At 59.0% G+C, this 19,224-nt stretch carries 14 protein-coding genes; 9 read left to right on the top strand and 5 right to left on the bottom strand.

Features of this window, described 5'->3' with window-relative positions:
* Window position 1: 1 nt before the first annotated feature.
* The gene (locus tag ACOYXI_RS05725) at window positions 2-982 is read left to right on the top strand and encodes an HlyD family efflux transporter periplasmic adaptor subunit (protein WP_027612753.1); all 981 of its coding nucleotides are present in this window, start codon (window positions 2-4) and stop codon (window positions 980-982) included.
* A 58-nt stretch (window positions 983-1,040) separates the two neighbouring features.
* Here the strand turns inward: ACOYXI_RS05725 and ACOYXI_RS05720 are convergent, their stop codons facing one another.
* The 3 genes from ACOYXI_RS05720 to mexE are packed head-to-tail and all read right to left on the bottom strand — an operon-like array spanning window position 1,041 to window position 6,919.
* On the bottom strand, window positions 1,041-2,462 hold the full coding sequence (locus tag ACOYXI_RS05720) for an efflux transporter outer membrane subunit (RefSeq protein WP_027612754.1): 1,422 nt from the start codon (window positions 2,460-2,462) through the stop codon (window positions 1,041-1,043).
* A complete protein-coding gene (locus tag ACOYXI_RS05715; protein WP_461674512.1) occupies window positions 2,462-5,650 on the bottom strand; it encodes an efflux RND transporter permease subunit in 3,189 nt (1,062 codons plus the stop codon). The genes ACOYXI_RS05720 and ACOYXI_RS05715 overlap by 1 nt, the downstream gene beginning before the upstream one ends.
* 15 nt (window positions 5,651-5,665) lie before the next feature.
* Window positions 5,666-6,919 carry a multidrug efflux RND transporter periplasmic adaptor subunit MexE gene (gene mexE, locus ACOYXI_RS05710; protein ID WP_027612756.1) on the bottom strand — a complete coding sequence of 418 codons (1,254 nt, stop codon included), beginning with the start codon at window positions 6,917-6,919 and terminating at the stop codon, window positions 5,666-5,668.
* Between the two features lie 266 nt (window positions 6,920-7,185).
* Between mexE and ACOYXI_RS05705 the strand changes: the two genes are divergently transcribed.
* Window positions 7,186-8,517 carry a DUF1173 family protein gene (locus tag ACOYXI_RS05705; RefSeq protein WP_461674511.1) on the top strand — a complete coding sequence of 444 codons (1,332 nt, stop codon included), beginning with the start codon at window positions 7,186-7,188 and terminating at the stop codon, window positions 8,515-8,517.
* A gap of 89 nt (window positions 8,518-8,606) precedes the next feature.
* Here ACOYXI_RS05705 and argP read toward each other — a convergent pair whose 3' ends face one another.
* The gene (argP, locus tag ACOYXI_RS05700; RefSeq protein ID WP_134786461.1) at window positions 8,607-9,533 is read right to left on the bottom strand and encodes an HTH-type transcriptional regulator ArgP; all 927 of its coding nucleotides are present in this window, start codon (window positions 9,531-9,533) and stop codon (window positions 8,607-8,609) included.
* 231 nt (window positions 9,534-9,764) lie between these two features.
* Between argP and ACOYXI_RS05695 the strand changes: the two genes are divergently transcribed.
* The 3 genes from ACOYXI_RS05695 to ACOYXI_RS05685 all read left to right on the top strand — a co-directional run bounded on the left by ACOYXI_RS05695 (window position 9,765) and on the right by ACOYXI_RS05685 (window position 11,728).
* The gene (locus ACOYXI_RS05695; protein WP_134786460.1) at window positions 9,765-10,043 is read left to right on the top strand and encodes a hypothetical protein; all 279 of its coding nucleotides are present in this window, start codon (window positions 9,765-9,767) and stop codon (window positions 10,041-10,043) included.
* 42 nt (window positions 10,044-10,085) lie between these two features.
* Window positions 10,086-10,358: a hypothetical protein gene (locus ACOYXI_RS05690; protein WP_098964101.1), complete on the top strand. Its 273-nt coding sequence runs from the start codon at window positions 10,086-10,088 to the stop codon at window positions 10,356-10,358.
* A 191-nt stretch (window positions 10,359-10,549) separates the two neighbouring features.
* Complete coding sequence (locus ACOYXI_RS05685) at window positions 10,550-11,728, top strand: sugar transporter (RefSeq protein WP_134786459.1); 1,179 nt, start codon at window positions 10,550-10,552, stop codon at window positions 11,726-11,728.
* A gap of 52 nt (window positions 11,729-11,780) precedes the next feature.
* Here ACOYXI_RS05685 and ACOYXI_RS05680 read toward each other — a convergent pair whose 3' ends face one another.
* Window positions 11,781-12,710, bottom strand: a complete 930-nt coding sequence (locus tag ACOYXI_RS05680; RefSeq protein WP_007963542.1) for a LysR family transcriptional regulator — start codon at window positions 12,708-12,710, stop codon at window positions 11,781-11,783.
* A 269-nt stretch (window positions 12,711-12,979) separates the two neighbouring features.
* On the opposite strand from ACOYXI_RS05680, the gene ACOYXI_RS05675 reads away from it, so the two are divergent.
* From ACOYXI_RS05675 to pgm, 4 genes are all read left to right on the top strand, one after another.
* Complete coding sequence (locus ACOYXI_RS05675; protein ID WP_027612770.1) at window positions 12,980-14,002, top strand: zinc-dependent alcohol dehydrogenase family protein; 1,023 nt, start codon at window positions 12,980-12,982, stop codon at window positions 14,000-14,002.
* Window positions 14,003-14,550: 548 nt separating this feature from the next.
* Window positions 14,551-16,020 (top strand): hypothetical protein, encoded by a 1,470-nt coding sequence (locus tag ACOYXI_RS05670; protein ID WP_282413068.1) that lies wholly within the window; start codon window positions 14,551-14,553, stop codon window positions 16,018-16,020.
* A 48-nt stretch (window positions 16,021-16,068) separates the two neighbouring features.
* Window positions 16,069-17,469, top strand: coding sequence for an aminotransferase-like domain-containing protein (locus tag ACOYXI_RS05665; RefSeq protein ID WP_461674510.1), 1,401 nt, complete (start codon window positions 16,069-16,071; stop codon window positions 17,467-17,469).
* A gap of 96 nt (window positions 17,470-17,565) precedes the next feature.
* Window positions 17,566-19,212 carry a phosphoglucomutase (alpha-D-glucose-1,6-bisphosphate-dependent) gene (gene pgm, locus ACOYXI_RS05660; RefSeq protein ID WP_096796764.1) on the top strand — a complete coding sequence of 549 codons (1,647 nt, stop codon included), beginning with the start codon at window positions 17,566-17,568 and terminating at the stop codon, window positions 19,210-19,212.
* Window positions 19,213-19,224 lie beyond the last annotated feature (12 nt).

Here is a 19,224-nt window from a genome sequence, read left to right as displayed (position 1 = left end):
CTTGAAAGTGTTACTCGCTCGAACAACGACATTAGCGGTGGTGTTGCTGGCCATCGTGCTTGGCTGGTTTGCTTGGGAGCATTACACCCGTGCGCCTTGGACGCGGGATGCGCGGGTGAGGGCGGATGTGGTGACGCTATCAGCCGATGTTTCCGGGCGTATCGTCAGCCTCGTGGTGCAGGACAACCAGCATGTCGACAAGGGGCAATTGCTCATGGAGATCGATCCGGCGCGCTATAGCCTGGCAGTCGAGCATGCGCGGCGTTCGGTCGAGGTGGCGAAGGCGACGCTGGGGCAATCACAGGCATCCATCGTCGCCAGTGAAGCGCTGCTCAAACAACGCCAGAGCGAAGAGCGGCGCCGGCGTACGCTCAAGCAGGGTTTTGCAATTTCCGGGGAAGAATGGGAGAAGTCCAATACCGATGTGGCGGTGGCTCAGGCTGATCTGTTGCGCAATCAGGCCAATCTCGGGCTGGCCGAGGCCAATGTGCAATTGGCGATTGCTGCACTGACTCAGGCGGAACTGGACTTGCAGCGTACTCGTGTCGAATCGCCGGTCAGCGGTTACGTCACTAATCTGCTGACCCGACAGGGTGATTACGCGGTTGCGGGTGGTGCACTGCTGGCACTGGTCGACAGCGATTCGTTCTACGTCAGCGGTTACTTTGAAGAGACCAAATTGCCGCGAATCGAGGAGGGGGACCGCGTGCGCGTGCAGTTGATGAGCGGAGAAACCTTTGGTGGCACGGTCCAGAGCATCGCCTTTGCCATCGCCGACCGAGAAAACGCCACGGGTGGCCGACTGCTGGCCAATATCAATCCGAGTTACACCTGGGTGAAGCTGGCGCAGCGGGTGCCTGTGCGCATCGGCATTGATGGTGACTATGCCGGCAAGAATCGATTAAGGGCCGGTACGACAGCCACTGTCACTGTTCTGGAAGCGCAAAACCATCAGGCCAAAAAAAGCCCCGCGACCGAATGATACGCGGGGCAAAAAAATTGGTTGGTTGCGGCCAACCAAAGGAGCTCTTTAACAACTATTACTTACTGGCGACGGTTTCCGGCTGCCAGCCACCACCCAAGGCCTTGTAGATCGCGACGATGCCGCGATACAGATCAACTTCGGCCTGTGCCTGGCTGTCTTCGGCATTCAGGCGTTCGCGCTGAGCATCGAGCAGCACGAGGAAGTCGGTGGTGCCTTCGCGGTAGCGGATTTCCGCCAGATCGGCAGCCTTGCGGCTCGATTCACTCTGACGAATCAGCGAGATCAGCCGTTGCTGACGCTTGCCGTAATCGCTGAAGGCGTTTTCCGATTCTTCCAGCGCCAGCAACACCTGTTGCTCGTAGGTGGCGAGTGCGCCTTCGGCGTCGGCATCGGCGCCGCGCAGACGCGCGCGCACGCTGCCCAGATCGAACGCCGCCCAGGTGATGCTCGGGCCGAGTGCCCAGGCGTTGGCCGCCGAGGAGCCGATCTGCGAACCACGCCCGGCCGTCCAGCCGAGGAACCCGCTGAGGCTGACCCGTGGAAACAGATCAGCCTTCGCCACACCGATTCGCGCGGTGGCCGAGGCCAGTTTGCGTTCGGCGCTGAGGATGTCCGGCCGGCGTTGCAGCAGTTCACCCGGATCGCCGATCGGCAGGGCCTTGGCAATCGCCGGCAAGTCTTTCGGGCTCAGATCCACGGTCAGTTTGTCGGGACGTTCACCCAACAGAGTGGCGATGCGGTTTTTCTGCCGAACCTGTTCCGCCTGCAATTGCGGCACGCTGGCTTCGACCGAGGCCAGACGCGCATCGGCACGTTCGACGTCGAGCTGATCGCCCACGCCGGCGTCACGCAGGCTGATGGTGATCTTGCGCGACTCCTGCTGGTTCTCCAGGTTGGCCACGGCGATCTTCTCGCGCAATTGCGCACCGCGCAGTTGACCGTAGGCGTCCACCAGTTCGGCAATCATGGTGACTTGCAGTTGGTACAGATCGGCTTCGGCCGCCTGCTGGTCGGCGTCGCTGGCTTCCAGATTGCGCTGGATACGCCCGAACAGGTCGAGTTCCCAGGCCATGTCCAGCCCCAGGTCGTAGCGTTCGCTGTTGACCCGTTTGGTGGTCTGGCCGGGGATTTGCCCCTTGGCCAGATCACTGCTCGCGCGGCTGGTGATGGTCGGCATCGCATCGTTGCTGACGTCGTCGCGGATCGCCCGGGCGGCTTTCCAACGGGCGAACGCCACGCGCAGTTCACGGTTGCCTTGCAGCGATTGCGTCACCAACTGGTTGAGGGTCGGGTCGTCGAATTGCTGCCACCAGATGCCTTCGAATTTCGAACGGTCAAAGTTCTTTTGCCCGGCGGCGCCGTCGGTGGCGGTCGTTATATTGGCCGCCTCCGTCGCCGGGGTCTTGTAGTCGGGGCCGACGGCGCAGGCGCTCAATGCCAGCACCAGCAGACTCGGCAGGAAGACTTTCAGACTCATTATTGCGCCTCCAGTGGCTTTTGAAGAGCGTGCACCTTGGCCGCTTTGCGGGCTTCGCCACGCTCGACGAAATTACGGATCAACACGTAGAACACTGGCGTCAGCAACAGACCGAAGAAGGTTACCCCGAGCATCCCGGAGAACACCGCCACACCCATCGCGTGACGCATCTCGGCACCGGCACCGCTGGAGAACACCAGTGGCACCACACCCATGATGAACGCGAAGGAGGTCATCAGGATCGGCCGCAGACGCAGGCGGCAGGCTTCCAGTACCGCAGCCAGCGGATCGAGACCTTCCAGCTGTTTATCCTTGGCGAACTCGACGATCAGAATCGCGTTCTTGCACGCCAGGCCCACCAGTACGATCAGGCCGATCTGGGTGAAGATGTTGTTGTCGCCGCCGGAGACAATCACCCCGGTGATGGCCGACAGCAGGGTCATCGGTACGATCAGGATCACCGCCAGTGGCAGGCTCCAGCTTTCGTACTGCGCCGCGAGCACCAGGAACGCCAGCAATACGCAGAGCGGGAACACGAACAGCGCGGTGTTACCGGACAGAATCTGCTGGTAGGTCAGGTCGGTCCACTCGTAGGTCATGCCGTTCGGCAGTTCATCTTTCAGCAGTTTCTCGATGGCTTTTTCGGCCTGGCCGGAGCTGTAGCCGGGGGCTGCCGCACCGTTGATTTCCGCAGTGATGAAGCCGTTGTAGTGCATCACGCGATCCGGGCCCGAGGTGTCGCTGACCTTGATGAAGGTCGCCAGCGGGATCATTTCGCCCTTGTTGTTGCGCACTTTCAGTTGACCGATCTGGTCGGATTCGAGGCGGAACTGTTGCTCAGCCTGTACGTTGACCTGATAGGTGCGCCCGAAGCGGTTGAAGTCGTTGGCATACAGCGAACCCAGATAAATCTGCAGGGTGTCGAAGATGTCGCTGACGGCCACGCCGTGGGTCTTGGCTTTTTCGCGGTCGATGGCAGCATCGACCTGCGGCACGTTCACGGTGTAGCTGGTGAACAGCCCCGCAAGCTCAGGCACGCTGTGGCTCTTGGTGATGATGTTCATCGTCTCTTTGTACAGCTCGTCGTAGCCCAGGTTGCCCCGGTCTTCGATTTGCAGACGGAAACCGCCAATGGTGCCCAGACCTTGTACCGGCGGAGGCGGGAAGATCGCCATGTACGCTTCCTGAATGTTCGCGTACTGACCGTTCAAGGCCCCGGCGATGGCACCGGCGGACATGCTCGGGTCTTTACGCTCGTCGAACGGTTTCAGGGTCACGAACACGATGCCGGCGTTCGGGCTGTTGGTGAAGCCGTTGATAGACAGGCCCGGGAACGCTACGGCGCTTTCCACGCCCGGCTGTTTCAGCGCCAGGTCGGACATGCGCTTGATCACGTCTTCGGTGCGATCCAGGCTCGCGGCGTCCGGCAGTTGCGCGAAGGCCACCAGGTATTGCTTGTCCTGGCCAGGTACGAAACCGGTCGGTGTGCTGGAGAAACCGAAGAACGTCAGCACCATCAGACCCGCATACAGCAGCAGGGCGATGCCGCTGCCACGGATGACCCGGCGCACAGTACCGACGTAACCGTGACTGGCCTTTTCAAAGAAGCGGTTGAACGGACGGAACAACCAGCCACCAAAGATCTTGTCGAGCACTTTGGAGAAGCGGTCTTTCGGCGCGTCATGACTTTTCAGCAACACAGCGGCCAGCGCTGGCGACAGGGTCAGCGAGTTGAACGCGGAGATCACGGTCGAGATCGCAATGGTCAACGCAAACTGCTTGTAGAACTGCCCGGTGAGGCCGGAGATGAACGCCGCCGGAACAAACACCGCACACAGCACCAGCGCGGTTGCGATGATCGGGCCGGTCACTTCACGCATCGCCCGTTTGGTCGCTTCGACCGGGGTCAGTCCGAGCTCGATATTCCGTTCGACGTTCTCCACCACCACGATGGCGTCGTCCACCACGATCCCGATCGCCAGTACCAGGCCGAACAGCGACAGGGCGTTGAGCGAGAAACCGAACAGGTGCATGACTGCAAACGTACCGATCAACGATACCGGCACCGCCACCAACGGAATGATCGAGGCGCGCCAGGTCTGCAGGAACAGGATCACCACCAGCACCACGAGGATCAGCGCTTCGAAGAGGGTGTGAACCACCGCCTCGATCGAGCCGCGTACGAAGATCGTCGGGTCATAGACGATGCTGTAGTCCATGCCTTGCGGGAAGCCTTTCTTCAGCTCTTCCATCTTGCCGCGAACTTCGTTCGAGATATCGATGGCGTTGGAGCCTGGACGCTGGAAGATCGGGATCGCTACAGCGGGCTGGTTGTTCAGCAGCGAACGCAGGGCGTATTGGCTGGAACCCAGCTCGACGCGCGCGATGTCCTTCAGACGAGTGATTTCACCGTTATCGCCTGCGCGAATGATGATGTTCTCGAACTCTTCTTCAGTGACCAAACGGCCCTGAGTGTTGACCGACAGCTGGAAGCTCTGGGCATTCGGGGCAGGGGGCGCACCGAGTTGACCGGCAGCGACTTGACGGTTCTGCTCACGGATCGCGGTCACCACGTCAGTGGCGGTCAGATTGCGCGAAGCAGTCTTGTTCGGATCGAGCCAGACCCGCAGCGAGTAGTCGCCCATACCGAACAGCTGCACGTCACCGACACCACCCAGACGAGCCAGCTCATCCTTGATGTTGAGGATCGCGTAGTTCGACAGGTAGAGCATGTCGTAGCGTTTGTCCGGCGAGGTCAAGTGCACAACCATGGTCAGGTCGGGCGAGGCCTTGTCGACGGTGATACCGATGCGCGTCACTTCTTCGGGAAGTTTCGGCTCGGTCCGGGTCACCCGGTTCTGCACCTGCACCTGCGCGTTGTCCAGGTCGGTGCCCAGGGCGAAGGTGATGGTCAGGGTGATCTTGCCGTCAGCGGTGGACTGCGAGGACATGTACAGCATGTTCTCGACGCCGGTGATGGCTTGCTCCAGCGGAGCGGCCACGGTTTCACCGATGACTTTGGGGTTGGCGCCCGGGAAGTTGGCACGCACCACCACGGTCGGTGGCACGACTTCCGGGTATTCGCTGATCGGCAGCTGGAACAGCGAGATCGCACCGGCGATCAGGATCAACAGCGAGAGCACCGCTGCGAAGATCGGCCGTGAAATGAAGAATTGGGAAAAATTCATCGGAGTTGTCGTCCCTTAACCGCGTGGGGTCGTAGCGGCCAGCTTCACAGCCGTACCCTGTGCACCCTTGGCAGGTGCGACTTTGGGCAGGTTGCTGGCTTCCAGCGCTTGACGTTGTTGAGCCAGAGCGGCAATGGTCTGCTCGCTGGCCATCGGGATCACTTCAGGCGTCACCGGCGAACCCGGACGTACCCGCTGCAGACCCTTGACGATGATCGTGTCGTCCTTGTTCAGACCGGTGCGCACAATGCGCAGGCCTTCGATTTTCGGCCCCAGTTCGACGGCGCGGTAAGCGGTCTTGTTGTCCGCATCCATCACCAGCACGAACTTCTTGCCCAGATCGGTACCGACCGCTTCGTCGTTGATCAGCATGGCGTTGTAGGTGCCGCTGCCGACCAGTTTCAGACGTGCATACAGGCCAGGGGTGTAGGTGCCGTCGCTGTTGTCGAACACCGCACGACCACGGATGGTGCCGGTTTTCGGGTTGACCTGGTTGTCGACGAAGTTCATCTGACCGAGGTGCGGGTTGCCGTCTTCATTGGACAGGCCCATGTACACCGGAGTGGTGGCGCCACGTTGGCCGTTGCGGGCGAGTTGGGTGTATTTGAGGAACACACGCTCGTCGGCGTCGAAGTAGGCGTAGACCTTGTCGGTGGAGACCACGCTAGTCAGCGGGGTGGTGTCGGCAGTCACCAGGTTACCGGCGGTGATCTCGGCACGGCTGACGCGACCGCTGATGGGCGCGGTGACACGGGTGAAGCTCAGGTTCAGCTTGGCCAGATCCAGTTGCGCCTGCAGGGCGCCGACGGCGGCGCGGGCTTCCTGGGCAGCGCTGGTGCGCGAGTCGGCCAGTTCAGCGGAAATCGCGTTGCTCGCACGCAGACGTTCGCCACGACCGGCTTCGTTTTCACTGCGGGTGGCATTGGCGCGGGCCTGGGCTACCAAGGCTTCGAGGCGGCGCACCTCAGCCTGGAAAGGACGCGGATCGATCTGGAACAGCAGGTCGCCTTTTTTGACCAGTGCGCCTTCGGTGAACGCCACCTCGTCAATCTGGCCTGAGACCCGAGGACGAATTTCAACAGTTTCCGGCGCTTCGAGGCGCCCGGTGAATTCGTCCCACTCGTTGACCGGTTGTTCCAGCACCTTGGCCACGCTGACTTTGGCAGCGGGCAGGGTGGCGGCAGTCTCCGGAGTCTTGCCGCAAGCGCTCATCACCAGCACGGCCAGCATGGCCAAGGGGAAGCGCAAATGTTTGAGTGACTGTTCCATGGAATCATCCGCCAATGTATTGAAGATGGGCGGATGATGCTCGGCGGGCTGTGATGGCACGAATCGAATGAAGCAAAGGTAACTATCATTCGGAATGATATAAGACCGATTCGAGCCCTCTAGCATGCACCTTTCGTTAGGGGGCTATCAATCTTTTCAAATGATATTCAGTGTTGCGGCATGTGCAAGAGTCGGTTGTGGCAATCGGGTGCGTCTCGCTCGTCGCGTGCAAGAGGCTGTGGATTGCCGCTTGAAAGGGGCTTGCTGTGCGTGACTGTAATTCTGGCAATCAAGTCCGTAAGCTCTACTTCGACATCCGTGCAATCTATGCATTACAAGAAAGGGAAGACATGTTTGAGACGTACAGTATTCAGTTGCCTGGCGCGAAGTATCCCTGTTCAAAGGACTACCAGACACTTCCGGCGAACGCCGAAAAATGGCAGCGGCTTCTGAAAAACGCACATGGTAAATCGGCCACTTGTTTATGTCTTGGCAACGGTCAAAAAGCATTGAATATCCGCCACCTCAAGGCTTTGAAGCGTTACGTGCTTGCCAGGTCTGCCAATTCAGGGCATGAACACGCGACGGATTGTCGATTTTTCAGTGAGGCCGAGTATCGGACGGGGTTGGGGTCATACGTTGAAGGGGTTGTTCAGGAGGGTAACGAAGACGACGTATCTGTCCGTCTCTCCCAAGCGATTCAGCTCAGGAAGAAGAACGATGACGCCGACCCCAAAGTTGACCTCCCATTCGATTCTCGTAAACCCGGGCGAACTCAGCGTGCAATGAGTCTCCTCGGTTTACTACATCTCCTGTGGACGCGTAGTGGCCTGAATACTTGGTTTCCAAAAATGGAAGGCAAGCGGGATGACTCCATTCTTCAATGGTTACTCGAGCGGACCGCCGAGAATATCAAAACCCATCGTATGACACTGGATCGCGTGCTGTTGAGTCCTGCAAAACATGGTTCGCGTAACCGTGAAGTCTTGGATAGGGCCAAAACCCACCAATACCGTTTGATTGCTGTGGGCGTGCTCCAGCCATTTTCCGGCGGTGTCGATGACACATTGGATGACCTGCAGTCACTGCCACTGATGAGCAGCGCCGGCATACCGACCATGTGGCTTAAAGGGAAGCCCTGGGCGGATGCGCGGCTTAGTTTTGCCCGCGAGCTCAACGCCTGGAAGTCTGGAGCAAAGACCGTTGCCATCGCGTTCTTGAGCCTTCGGGATAAGAGCAGATATTACGATGTTCTAGAAGTAGCGCTGATGCGCGTGAGCGAAATGCTAATCCCTTTGGACTCAGGTCTTGAAGGTAAAGTTGAAGCAATGTTGCGCGAACAAAAGCGTAAATTTTCCAAGCCGTTGCGTTTTGACGCTGATGACAAAACTATCCCGGACTTCTGGTTGAACGACCTGGACGACGAGTTCCCAATGGAAGTGTTCGGGATGAACACAACAGAGTACGTGCTACGCAAAAATGCGAAGATCTCTCACTATCAGACTGAGTATGCACAACGCTTGGGGTGGTGGTACTGGGATGCCTGTAACAACTCCGATGTGACGAGCATACCGCCACTGCCGCCAGCTACACGGTAGCTTCATCGAGTTAATCCAGCCTGACCCGGTTTACCGTTTTGGGGCAGTTGGGAACAGTGGTATTTGATCTGGACCTGTAGCGATACCAGTCACTTTCTCGACATGGTGGAGCGTTTGACCGGCACTTTGCTACTCAGAATACGTCGCGCAGCATGTACCGCGCGCTCGGAGAGCATTTCCATGCGCGGCGATTGCAACTCCCAGGCGTGCCAATAAAGCTCTACATCGGTGAAGTGATTCGGCGCGACATCCACCAGTTCCCGACTTTTCAGCAAATCGCTGACCTGCATGTGCGGCACCATTCCATAACCCAGTCCACGGCGTATGGCTTTGAGGCGTGCCTCCGGAAGTGACAGGTAGTGCGTGGGATAAGCGTCTGCGGTAAGACCGAAACGCGACTGCATGAAATCCGACTGCAAGGTGTCCTTGCGCGAATAGGCGAATACCGGCGCCTTACGTGCAGTCGCGCGAGTCAGGCCCTTGGCAAACCAGCGCTGCTGAAACGCGGGCGATGCGACCAACTGATAGCGCATCGACCCCAGCAACTCGGCAAAACATCCCCGCATAGGCTGTGAACGCGTGCCGATGCAGCCAATAACCTGACCACTTTCCAGCAAGGCATAGGTGTGATCCTGATCGTCGACCACAACGTCGAGCAAAATATTCTCGCTGACGAAGATCTCGGCCAGTGCCGGAAAGAACCAGGTCGCCAGCGTGTCGCCATTGACCGCAATCACCACGCGCAGGTGATCCTGTTCATCGCCGCTCAGCTCGTTGAGCAGTTCCTCTTCAAGCACGGTTGCACGGCGCAGATAGAGCATCAGTTTTCTACCCGCCAGCGTCGGCTCGCACGGGCGCCCGCGCACCACAACCGAGCTGCCCAGACGCACTTCAAGGGCGTGTATGCGTTGCGACACCGCCGACGGCGTCACGTTTAGCCGTTCCGCAGCCTTCTCGAAACTGCCGCTGTCGACCACAGCGAGGAACGCCTGCATCTGTTTTGCGTCGAGTTGCATGGCTGTCGCTCTGGATAAGTATTTCTAATCTTTGCTGAAAGATACTGCGTTTTTCTTCACTTAAACATATGGCTGCTCAATCATTGCTCTGCGGTGACAGTGAGCGGCTTCAACCTGCACAACACACTGCACCGGGTGTCATCCGAACTTTCGCATGACAGCAATGAGGCTTGATTCAAAGAGAAGGGTGGGCGTGATGAGCAATCAAATATCCAGCGTCCGATACTGGCCATGAAACTCAATATGATCATCGCTGTGAGCGCAATTGCATTGGTCGGCAACTATGTCTGGCAGTCCCATGACCTGAAACTCGGTCCCTACGAGTACCAGGTCTCGGCAAAGACACTGCAGTCCCGACACACGCACTCCGAGGCCCGTCGGATGGCCCTTGATGGCGCCGAGAAAAAATGTGCATCGCTCGGCAAGCAGATCGACGTGTTTGACGTGCAATCGCGCCTGCCGCTCGATCCTGCGAATGAAGTAACCAATGTGACATTCGTCTGCAAGTAAGCAGCCCTTAATCAATCGGCGGTACACACTATGAAATTATTGATGATTGCGTTGTTTGCGACGCTGTTGAGCGCCTGTGTGACATCTGTGCAGGACTGGTCCAGGCCCGGCGCCAGTGCTGCTGATATCCAGCACGATAAAGCTGAATGCCAGTATCAGGCCAAGGCCGCGACCGCCAGCTACCATTCAACCCCGGCAGCGAACGATAAAACCCACGGCATGGGCAGCGCCGTGGGTGACGGGATTGTCATAGCGGAGAAACAGATCGACCTGACCAATGACTGCATGCGCGTCAAAGGTTACTCGGGCCAGTGAACAAGGCAGATTGATTGATCAAGACCTCGTATGCTCTACCGCATTGGACCCGATCAGTGTGGCTTGACCCTCTGATGGTGCGTCCCCTGAACGTCGACACATTCGGCAATCGGTATCAAGACACCGACAGATGGGCACAGATCGCTTGCGTACAATTACGCGCGATCATCAAAGAGTAATACGACGTTTAAATGAGTGATTCTACGGCGACAAACAACGGCAACTGGTACGCAGTCATTGCCTTGGCACTGGCTGCGTTCGTGTTCAACACCACCGAGTTCGTCCCGGTCGGTCTGTTGAGTTCGATCGGCAGCAGCTTCGACATGTCGACTGCGCAGGTCGGCCTCATGTTGACCATCTATGCGTGGGTGGTGTCTTTGACGTCGCTGCCGATCATGCTGCTGACGCGCAACGTCGAGCGGCGGAAATTGCTGATTGTGCTGTTCGGGATGTTTATCGCCAGTCACATTCTGTCGAGTCTGGCGACCAGCTTCGGTGTACTGCTGGTGAGCCGGATCGGTGTGGCGTTGTCGCATGCGTTGTTCTGGTCGATCACCGCGTCTCTGGCCGTGCGCCTGGCACCACCGGGCAAACAGGTTCAGGCCTTGGGCTTGCTGGCAACCGGTACTTCGCTGGCGATGGTGCTGGGGATTCCCCTCGGCCGCTTGCTGGGCGAGGCCATGGGCTGGCGCACCACGTTCATCGTGATTGCAGGCTTTGCCGCGGCGCTGGTGTTCTGCCTGGCGAAGGTACTGCCGCTGCTGCCCAGCCAGAACTCAGGCTCGCTCAAGAGCCTGCCGATATTGCTGAAGCGACCTGCGCTGGTGGCCGTCTATGTTCTGACGGCTCTGGTGGTGACGGCACAGTTCACCGCTTACAGCTACATCGAACCGTTCGTACTGACCGTGGCCAACATGAGCGGCGACGTGGTGACGCTGCTGCTGTTGCTATTCGGCGGTGCCGGTATCTTCGGCTCGCTGCTGTTCAGCTACCTGCACAGCTATAACCCCCAGCGCTTTCTGATCATCTGCGTATCGGTGCTCGCCTTGTGCCTGGCTTTGCTGTTGCCGTTGAGCGGCAACGTCTCCTACCTCGGCGTGCTGAGTGTGTTCTGGGGTATGGCGATCATGGGCTTCGGTCTGGCGTTGCAGTCAAAAGTCCTGGTGCTGGCGCCGGACGCCACCGACGTGGCGATGGCGCTGTTTTCAGGCATCTACAACATCGGTATCGGCGGCGGGGCACTGGTGGGCAGTTGGGTGGGCAGTCAGTTTGGTTTTGCTTACATCGGCGTGGTGGGGGGGATGCTGGCGGCTTCGGCGCTGGCGTTTTACTGTTTGTCGATTTATCGACTCGCCCGGTCCGGGGCCTGAGCTCGCGGACTTCCGTTCGCCGCCGGGCGCATTTCATTTCGAGGTTGCCTGCTCAATGCGCAGGCAACTCGAGACTGTCCGGGTCGCCAAAAAACATCTGAATCCGCGACCGCAACCAACGCTCCCCCGGATCGTTATCCTGCGACCCACGCCACGCCATATGCAGTTCGAACGTGCGCGTCGGCAACGGTGGATCCTCCGCCCGCACACCGCCGGCAGCCGTCAGTGCATCCGCGGTGTAGTCCGGCACGGTCGCAACAATGTCAGTGCCAGCGAGCAACGTACTCAAACCATTGAACTGCGGCACGGCCAGCACCACGTGGCGCTTGCGCCCGAGTTTCTCCAGCTCTTCATCAATAAAGCCACTGAGGTCACCGGCGAACGACACCAGTGCATGCGGACGCGCGCAGTAGTCATCCAGACTAAGCGGGCCGGGCACGGTGTCGGCGCGCAGCAGTTTCGGCTGGCTGCGGCGCAGCACCTTGCGCTTGGCGTTGGCCGGCAGGTCGGTGGTGTAGCTGACGCCGATGGAGATTTCGCCGGAGGCCAGCAGGCCCGGCATCAATATGTAGTTGACTCGGCGCACGACGAGGACGATGCCCGGTGCTTCGGCGCGCAGGCGTTTGAGCAGCATCGGCAGCAGGGCGAATTCGACGTCGTCGGACAGGCCGATGCGAAATACCGAAGTGCTGGTGGCGGGGTCGAATTCCGCCGCGCGGCTGACAGCCGTTGAAATCGAGTCGAGCGCCGGGGAGAGCAGGGCGAAGATTTCCACCGCGCGGGCGGACGGTTCCATGCTGCGTCCGGTGCGCACGAACAACGGGTCATCGAACAGGCTGCGCAGGCGCGAGAGCGCCGCACTGATCGCCGGCTGGCCTAGAAACAGCTTCTCGGCGGCGCGGGTCACGCTGCGTTCGTGCATCAGTGTTTCGAATACGATCAACAGGTTCAGGTCGACACGACGCAGGTCATTACGATTCATCTGGAGTCCTGGCAGAGTCATCAAGCTTGACGAGAGCGACCATATGAGAACAATGGCCGGCATGAATATTACGGGGAAAGGCTGGTACTCTGCACCGCTAAATTCAGCTTTACCGGGCCGGTGGCGGCATTTTTTCATCAATTTTGCCAATGCCGTTCATACTGCGGAATCAATGACAGGCATGTCGACTATTAATAGCCACTGATAGTCTTGGGTCAAAAGCCCAGATAGAGTTCAGGGCATTAGAGGTTACTTTGACGAGGTTTGCGATGTCCCGCACGATCCGTTTTCACAAGTTTGGTCCGGCCGAGGTGCTCAAATGCGAAGAGCATGCGGCCGCTCAGCCAGGTCCTGGCGAAGTGCAGGTGCGTGTCGAGGCGATCGGCATCAGCTGGTACGACATTCTCTGGCGTCAGAACCTGGCCTCGTCCCAGGCACGCCTGCCGTCCGGTCTCGGCCATGAAATGGCCGGTGTGGTCACCGCCGTCGGTGACGGTGTGGACGATCTGTCGGTCGGCGACAAGGTGGCCAGTTTCCCGGCCGAAAGCCCGAACGATTACCCGGTATATGGCGAGCAGATCGTGCTGCCACGTACCGCGCTGACCCGTTATCCGGATGTGCTCAGCCCGGTTGAGGCCAGCGTGCATTACACGCCGTTGTTGATCGCCTATTTTGCCTATGCGGATCTGGCGCGGGTCAAACCAGGGCAGTTTGCTCTGGTCACTGACGCCAGCCATTGCGCCGGTCCGTCCTTTGTCCAGTTGGGCAAGGCCATGGGCGTGCGGGTGATTGCCGCGACAAAAACCGCTGATGAGCGTGAATACCTGCTGTCGCTGGGTGCCGAGAAAGTCATCGTCACCGAGGAAGAAGACTTGTTGATGCGAATCAACAAGATCACCGACAACCGTGGCGTCGATGTGGTGTTCGACGGTCTTGGCGGCCCGCAGATGTCGTTGCTCGGTGATGTCCTCGCACCGCGTGGCAGCCTGGTCCTGTATGGTCTTCAGGGTGGCAACCAGACACCATTTCCGGCCTGTGCGGCGTTCCAGAAAAACATCCAGTTCTTTGTGCACTGCATCGGTAATTTCACCGGTAAACCCGAGTTGGGCATTGTTCAGGATCAAGTCGCCTTGCAACGTGCCCTGCGTGATATCAATCAGCTGACGGCCGACCGTGTGCTGCTGCCGCTCAAGACCCGGGTCTTCCCGTTCAACGAGTTCGTCGAAGCACATCGCTACATGGACGAATGCCCATGCCGCGAACGGGTCGCCCTGCAGGTCGAACCCGCGTAACGCCCTCCGAACAGAGTCCGTGGCCCCACGGACTCTTGCGTTTTTACCTCTCGCAAATAATCAGACAGACCAAGCATGGTGCGTGGCCGGTTGTGCATCTGAACCGGTTTTTGTCTGCCATCTGTATCTTCTATTCGCCATATAAGCCCTGATAATTGAATGATTACTTTCATCTCAAGGAATGAGCCATGTCTGTGCATTCTGTTTTTCATTTTGCGTTTAACGTTTCCCCTCATGGGCGATATAGCGGTTTTTGTTTAATGACTGTAGGGCATTTCCTATTGTTGTTCTGCTTTTGTTGTACTCAATGTTCGTGGGACGCTGTAAGAAGTTTCCTCAGATATTTTCTGATCAGAAAAAACTCAATGCTGACGGGGGTTTACGTTGTCTGAGGCGGTGGGGTTGCTGACTTCATTGCGTCAAGTGTTTCAAATAACTTCAAAATCATAAGTGTTAGTATTTGATCGTCTATTACTTATTGATGAATTTATTGCGCCAGCGTCATCGCTGATGCGCGATATGAATTTTTTATGCCGGGTAAAGTACTGATGAGCACGATCCATGATCAGGCAATGAACTATGTCTACCAGCAAGTATTGCAACGCCTGCTGAGTTTCTTTTCCAGAGCCGAGCGCACAGCGCTGCAGTTGCTGATCCAGCGTCTGGTGGTCGCCGCCGGCGGAATGGAGCGCATGGGTGAATACAAGGTCATGGTGACGCCATCCGGTACCCGTGACAGTTGCTACATGCTGGCGCTGCTGCGCGCCGCCCAGTTGAGTATTGCCGGCCGCGCGCCCGCCACGTTCCAGTTACGTGTGGCCACCTTGCGCCGCAGCGAATCGGGGACGGCGGCGCTGAACAACATGCACCGCAGCTTCGCTGCCTTGTTTCTGTATGACGACCCCCGTGTCGAGTTGCTCATGGTGGAACATCGACAAGTGTTGCCGTTCAACCATCTGGCGCCACTCGGAATGGACAGCGCGGACGCCCATCGCACCAATCTGCTGATGATGGGGCATCGACGTGCCAGGGGCGAGAAGCTTGAGTGGCGGGACGACGCCTGCCTGGCCTGGGCCGAATTTTACGGCCAGATTGCTCGCTGGAGTAACGGCGTGGATGCCTGGCTGGCCAGCGAATCGCCGCGTCGTCAGAAGCAGTTTGTCGAAGACCTCGACCGGGCCGTGCAGAAGGCCGGTATCGGGGCGCTGACGCCGAATTCCGGGACGTTCGATGAGCTGTTCGCTTTGCTGGACGGATTGGGAGGGGATTTGTATCGCGGTTTTTACTCCGAATCGGAGCGGCAATGCTGGCGTCCCGAGGGTGGCTTCGAGTCATGTCGTCGCACGACATTTGTCGACATTCATGACATGGCGGTCGGCAATCTTGAAGAACGCTGGCCGCTACTGAGCGAGTTTCTGGGGTTCGAGGCAGAGGAATGGGTGTTTCACCAGGGTGAGGGCGAATACGCCGACCCTTTGATCGAGGCCCATTTACGCGGCCTGGAAGCCGAGTTCCTCAGCGATCGCAGCTATGAAGCGGGGTTCTCGGAACATGTCCAGCGCATGCTGGCGAACATGCAGCTGCAGCGGGTGCCGGAACCGGTCTGCGAGCAGATGATCGCAAGATTGGGGCAACGGCAGACCACGGAAGAACTGCGCGAAGCAGCGGCGAGCTGGCTGCACCAGACTTACGGTCTGAACGAAGCACAATGGGTCTGCCTGCTGTTCACGCCGTTCATCGAGCGTGGAGCCGGGCTCGAGCGGTTTCTGCGCAGCTGTCATCCCGGCATGTTGGTGGCGCTGCCTGATTTGCATCGGGCCATGCAGGGGCTGCACGGCCCGGAGCAGGTAATGCAGTGGATGATGGACGTCAGCGGTTTACCGGTTCGGCTCATCGGCCACCTCTACGCCATGGAACCCTTGCCAGCGCACGGTGCGGCCCGGCAAACACTGGAGACCGCACTCGACGCGGCAGGCCTCGATGGCTCCGGCGTGGGTGACCGGTCAGTGGAACGATGAAGTGAGCGAGCGATCCTTGGGCGCACCAACGGTTATGGTGTCCGCCTCATGAAGGCTGCACGGGAATCCGGTTTCGCCTACCAGGCAGTCTATCGATACCTGATGCGCTTGATGGCCGAGTCGGCTTGCGATGGCAATTCAAGGCTGCCATCGCTGCGTCAGTTGGCAGATCGCTTGAACGTGTCGATCTCGACCATTCAATACGCTTACTCGTTGCTCGAAAAGGAAGGGCGGATCTATTCGGTGGCCAAGTCCGGGTATTACGCCACGGCGGTTTCGGGGGGGACGCCACCTGCCATGAGCAATGATCTGCTCGAAACGCTCTATGTCAACGCGCGGCACCCGGGTATGCGTTTGTTGAATGCTGATGATCCGGTTTCGCTGCAGTCACTGGACAGTCCATTGCTGTTGTTGGAGCGTGAGCTGCTGCGCCAGTATCCCCGCCAGCCGCCGTTGCTCGACCAGCCTTGTGGTGAACTGGAATTACGCGCCGTCCTGGCGGCCCGCTATACCACCTCGCCAAAGCAGTGCTGGCACGCCGAGGATGTTTACATCGGCGCGGATATGCGCGGGGTGCTGGAGATCCTGGTGGCCGTTCTGCAGCTCAGGCACTCAACCATTCTGGTCGAGTCGCCCTGTGACTGGGTGATACTGCGGTTGCTGCAGGCGGCTGAGGTGCGTGTAATCGAACTGCCGTTGCAGGCCTGTGGCGGGCTGGAGCCGCAGCGGCTGGAAACACTGCTCAAGACCGAAGACGTGCGGCTGATTCTGCTGTCCTCGGGCCTATGCATGCCGCGCGGTACACAGGTTCCAGCGGATAACCGCAACGCGATCGCCGGCCTGCTTGGCGAGCACGGCACCTGGGTGCTGGAAAACGACTGCTACGGTGAACTGGGCGAGGCAACGGGCGTCGAGCGTCTGCGTGATCAACTGGACCCTGACCGACTGCTGGTCTTCTCCACGTTCGAGAAATTCATCGGTATCGAAGCGCCTTACGGGTACGTGTTGTCGCGCCAATGGAAGCACGAAATGCAGCGGCATTTTCTGATGCGCTCGTTCCGGTTGTCGCCCGTTCGCCAGAAAGCCATTGCCCGGCTGTATGGAAACGGTCGGGTCGATCAGCATCTGCACGTACTTCGCCGGCTCCTCAAGGAACGCCGTACGCCGATGATCGACTTGTTGCGCGAACGTCTGGGCGAAGCGTTGCAGGTTGTCGAGCCACAAGGTGGGGCGACGGTCTGGGTGCGGGCACGGCGGCCGGTGGACATGCGCGATGTGTTTCAGCGCCTGCTCAGGCAACAGGTGTTGATTGCGCCGGGCGAACTGTTCAGCTTGCAGGGATTGCACCGTCGGCATCTGCGCCTGAACCTGCTGGATCATGGCGAGAGCGGCTTGGGCGGAGCGCTCGAGAGGTTGGGAGAGGCGTTGCGCTTGGCGCCGCTGGAATGAACGTTGAAATCTGTCGGATAGATCCCGTCGCGCTGCGGTCGAAGTGTCAGTAAACTGCGCTTTATTTCCTGAACCACTCTATTTCAGAGGTTTTGCATGACTATCAGTCCTTTTGCGGGCAAACCGGCACCAGCAGAATTGTTGGTCGACATCCCGCGACTGGTAACGGCTTATTACACCGGCCAACCGGACGCTTCGATTGCCACCCAGCGTGTTGCATTCGGTACTTCCGGGCACCGCGGCAGCTCCTTCGACCTGAGTTTCAATGAATGGCACGTTCTGGCGATCAGCCAGGCGATCTGCCTGTATCGCGAAGCCCAGGGCATCGACGGCCCGTTGTTCGTCGGTATCGACACCCATGCGCTGTCGACCCCGGCCGGGGCCAGTGCGCTGGAAGTGCTGGCGGCCAACGGCGTGACCGTGATGATCGCCGAAGGTGACGAATACACGCCGACACCGGCGGTTTCGCATGCAATCCTCTGCTACAACCGTGGCCGCACCTCGGGCCTGGCCGATGGCATCGTGATTACGCCGTCGCACAATCCGCCACAAAGCGGGGGCTACAAATACAACCCTACCAACGGCGGCCCGGCCGACACCCACATCACCAAGTGGATCGAAGCCAAGGCCAACGAGCTGCTGGCCAACAAGCTGGCAGGCGTCAAACGCATCAGCTACGAGCAGGCGCTCAAGGCCAGCACCACCCACCGTCACGACTACCTCAACACCTACGTCGCTGACCTCATCAACGTGATCGACTTCGATGCCATCCGTGACGCCAAGCTGCGTCTGGGTGTAGATCCGTTGGGCGGAGCAGGGGTGCGCTACTGGTCGGCGATTGCCGAGCATTACCGTCTTGATCTGGATGTGGTGAATAAGCAGGTCGATCCGACTTTCCGCTTCATGACGGTCGACTGGGATGGACAGATCCGTATGGACCCGTCGTCCAGCCATGCCATGCAAGGTTTGATCGGTCTCAAGGAGCGTTACGACGTGGCCTTCGCCTGCGACCCGGATCACGATCGCCATGGCATCGTCACCCCGTCGGGTGGTCTGCTGGCACCGAACAACTATCTGGCGGTGTCCATCGATTACCTGTTCCAGAACCGTCCGCAATGGCGCGCCGACGCCGCCGTGGGTAAAACCGTGGTCAGCAGCGGTCTGATCGATCGTGTGGCCAAGCGTCTGGGACGTCGTCTGTACGAAGTGCCGGTCGGTTTCAAATGGTTTGCCGATGGCCTGTTCGATGGCTCGCTGGGTTTTGGTGGCGAAGAAAGCGCTGGCGCTTCGTTCCTGCGCAAGGACGGCGGCGTCTGGAGCACCGACAAGGACGGTCTGATTCCGGCGTTGTTGGCGGCGGAAATGACTGCTCGTACCGGGCGTGATCCAAGCCAGGCTTATCGCGCACTGACCGATGAGCTGGGCGAGCCGTTCTCGGTGCGCGTAGACGCCAAGGCCAACCCTGAGCAGAAAGCGCTGTTGAGCAAACTGTCGCCGGAGCAAGTAACGTCGACCGAACTGGCAGGCGAGAAGATTCAGAGCATTCTCAGCCATGCGCCGGGCAACGATCAGGCCATTGGTGGTCTGAAGGTGATGACCGAAAACGGCTGGTTCGCCGCACGTCCTTCGGGCACCGAAGACATCTACAAGATCTACGCCGAAAGCTTCATTGGCGATGACCACCTCAAGCAACTGGTGGCTGAAGCGCAAACGCTGGTGGATGGCGCAATCAGCACCAAGTGATCTTCAGGGGGG

Source organism: Pseudomonas sp. G3-19 (genome assembly GCF_054855875.1).
This window is presented reverse-complemented; position numbering and strand designations above follow the sequence as displayed.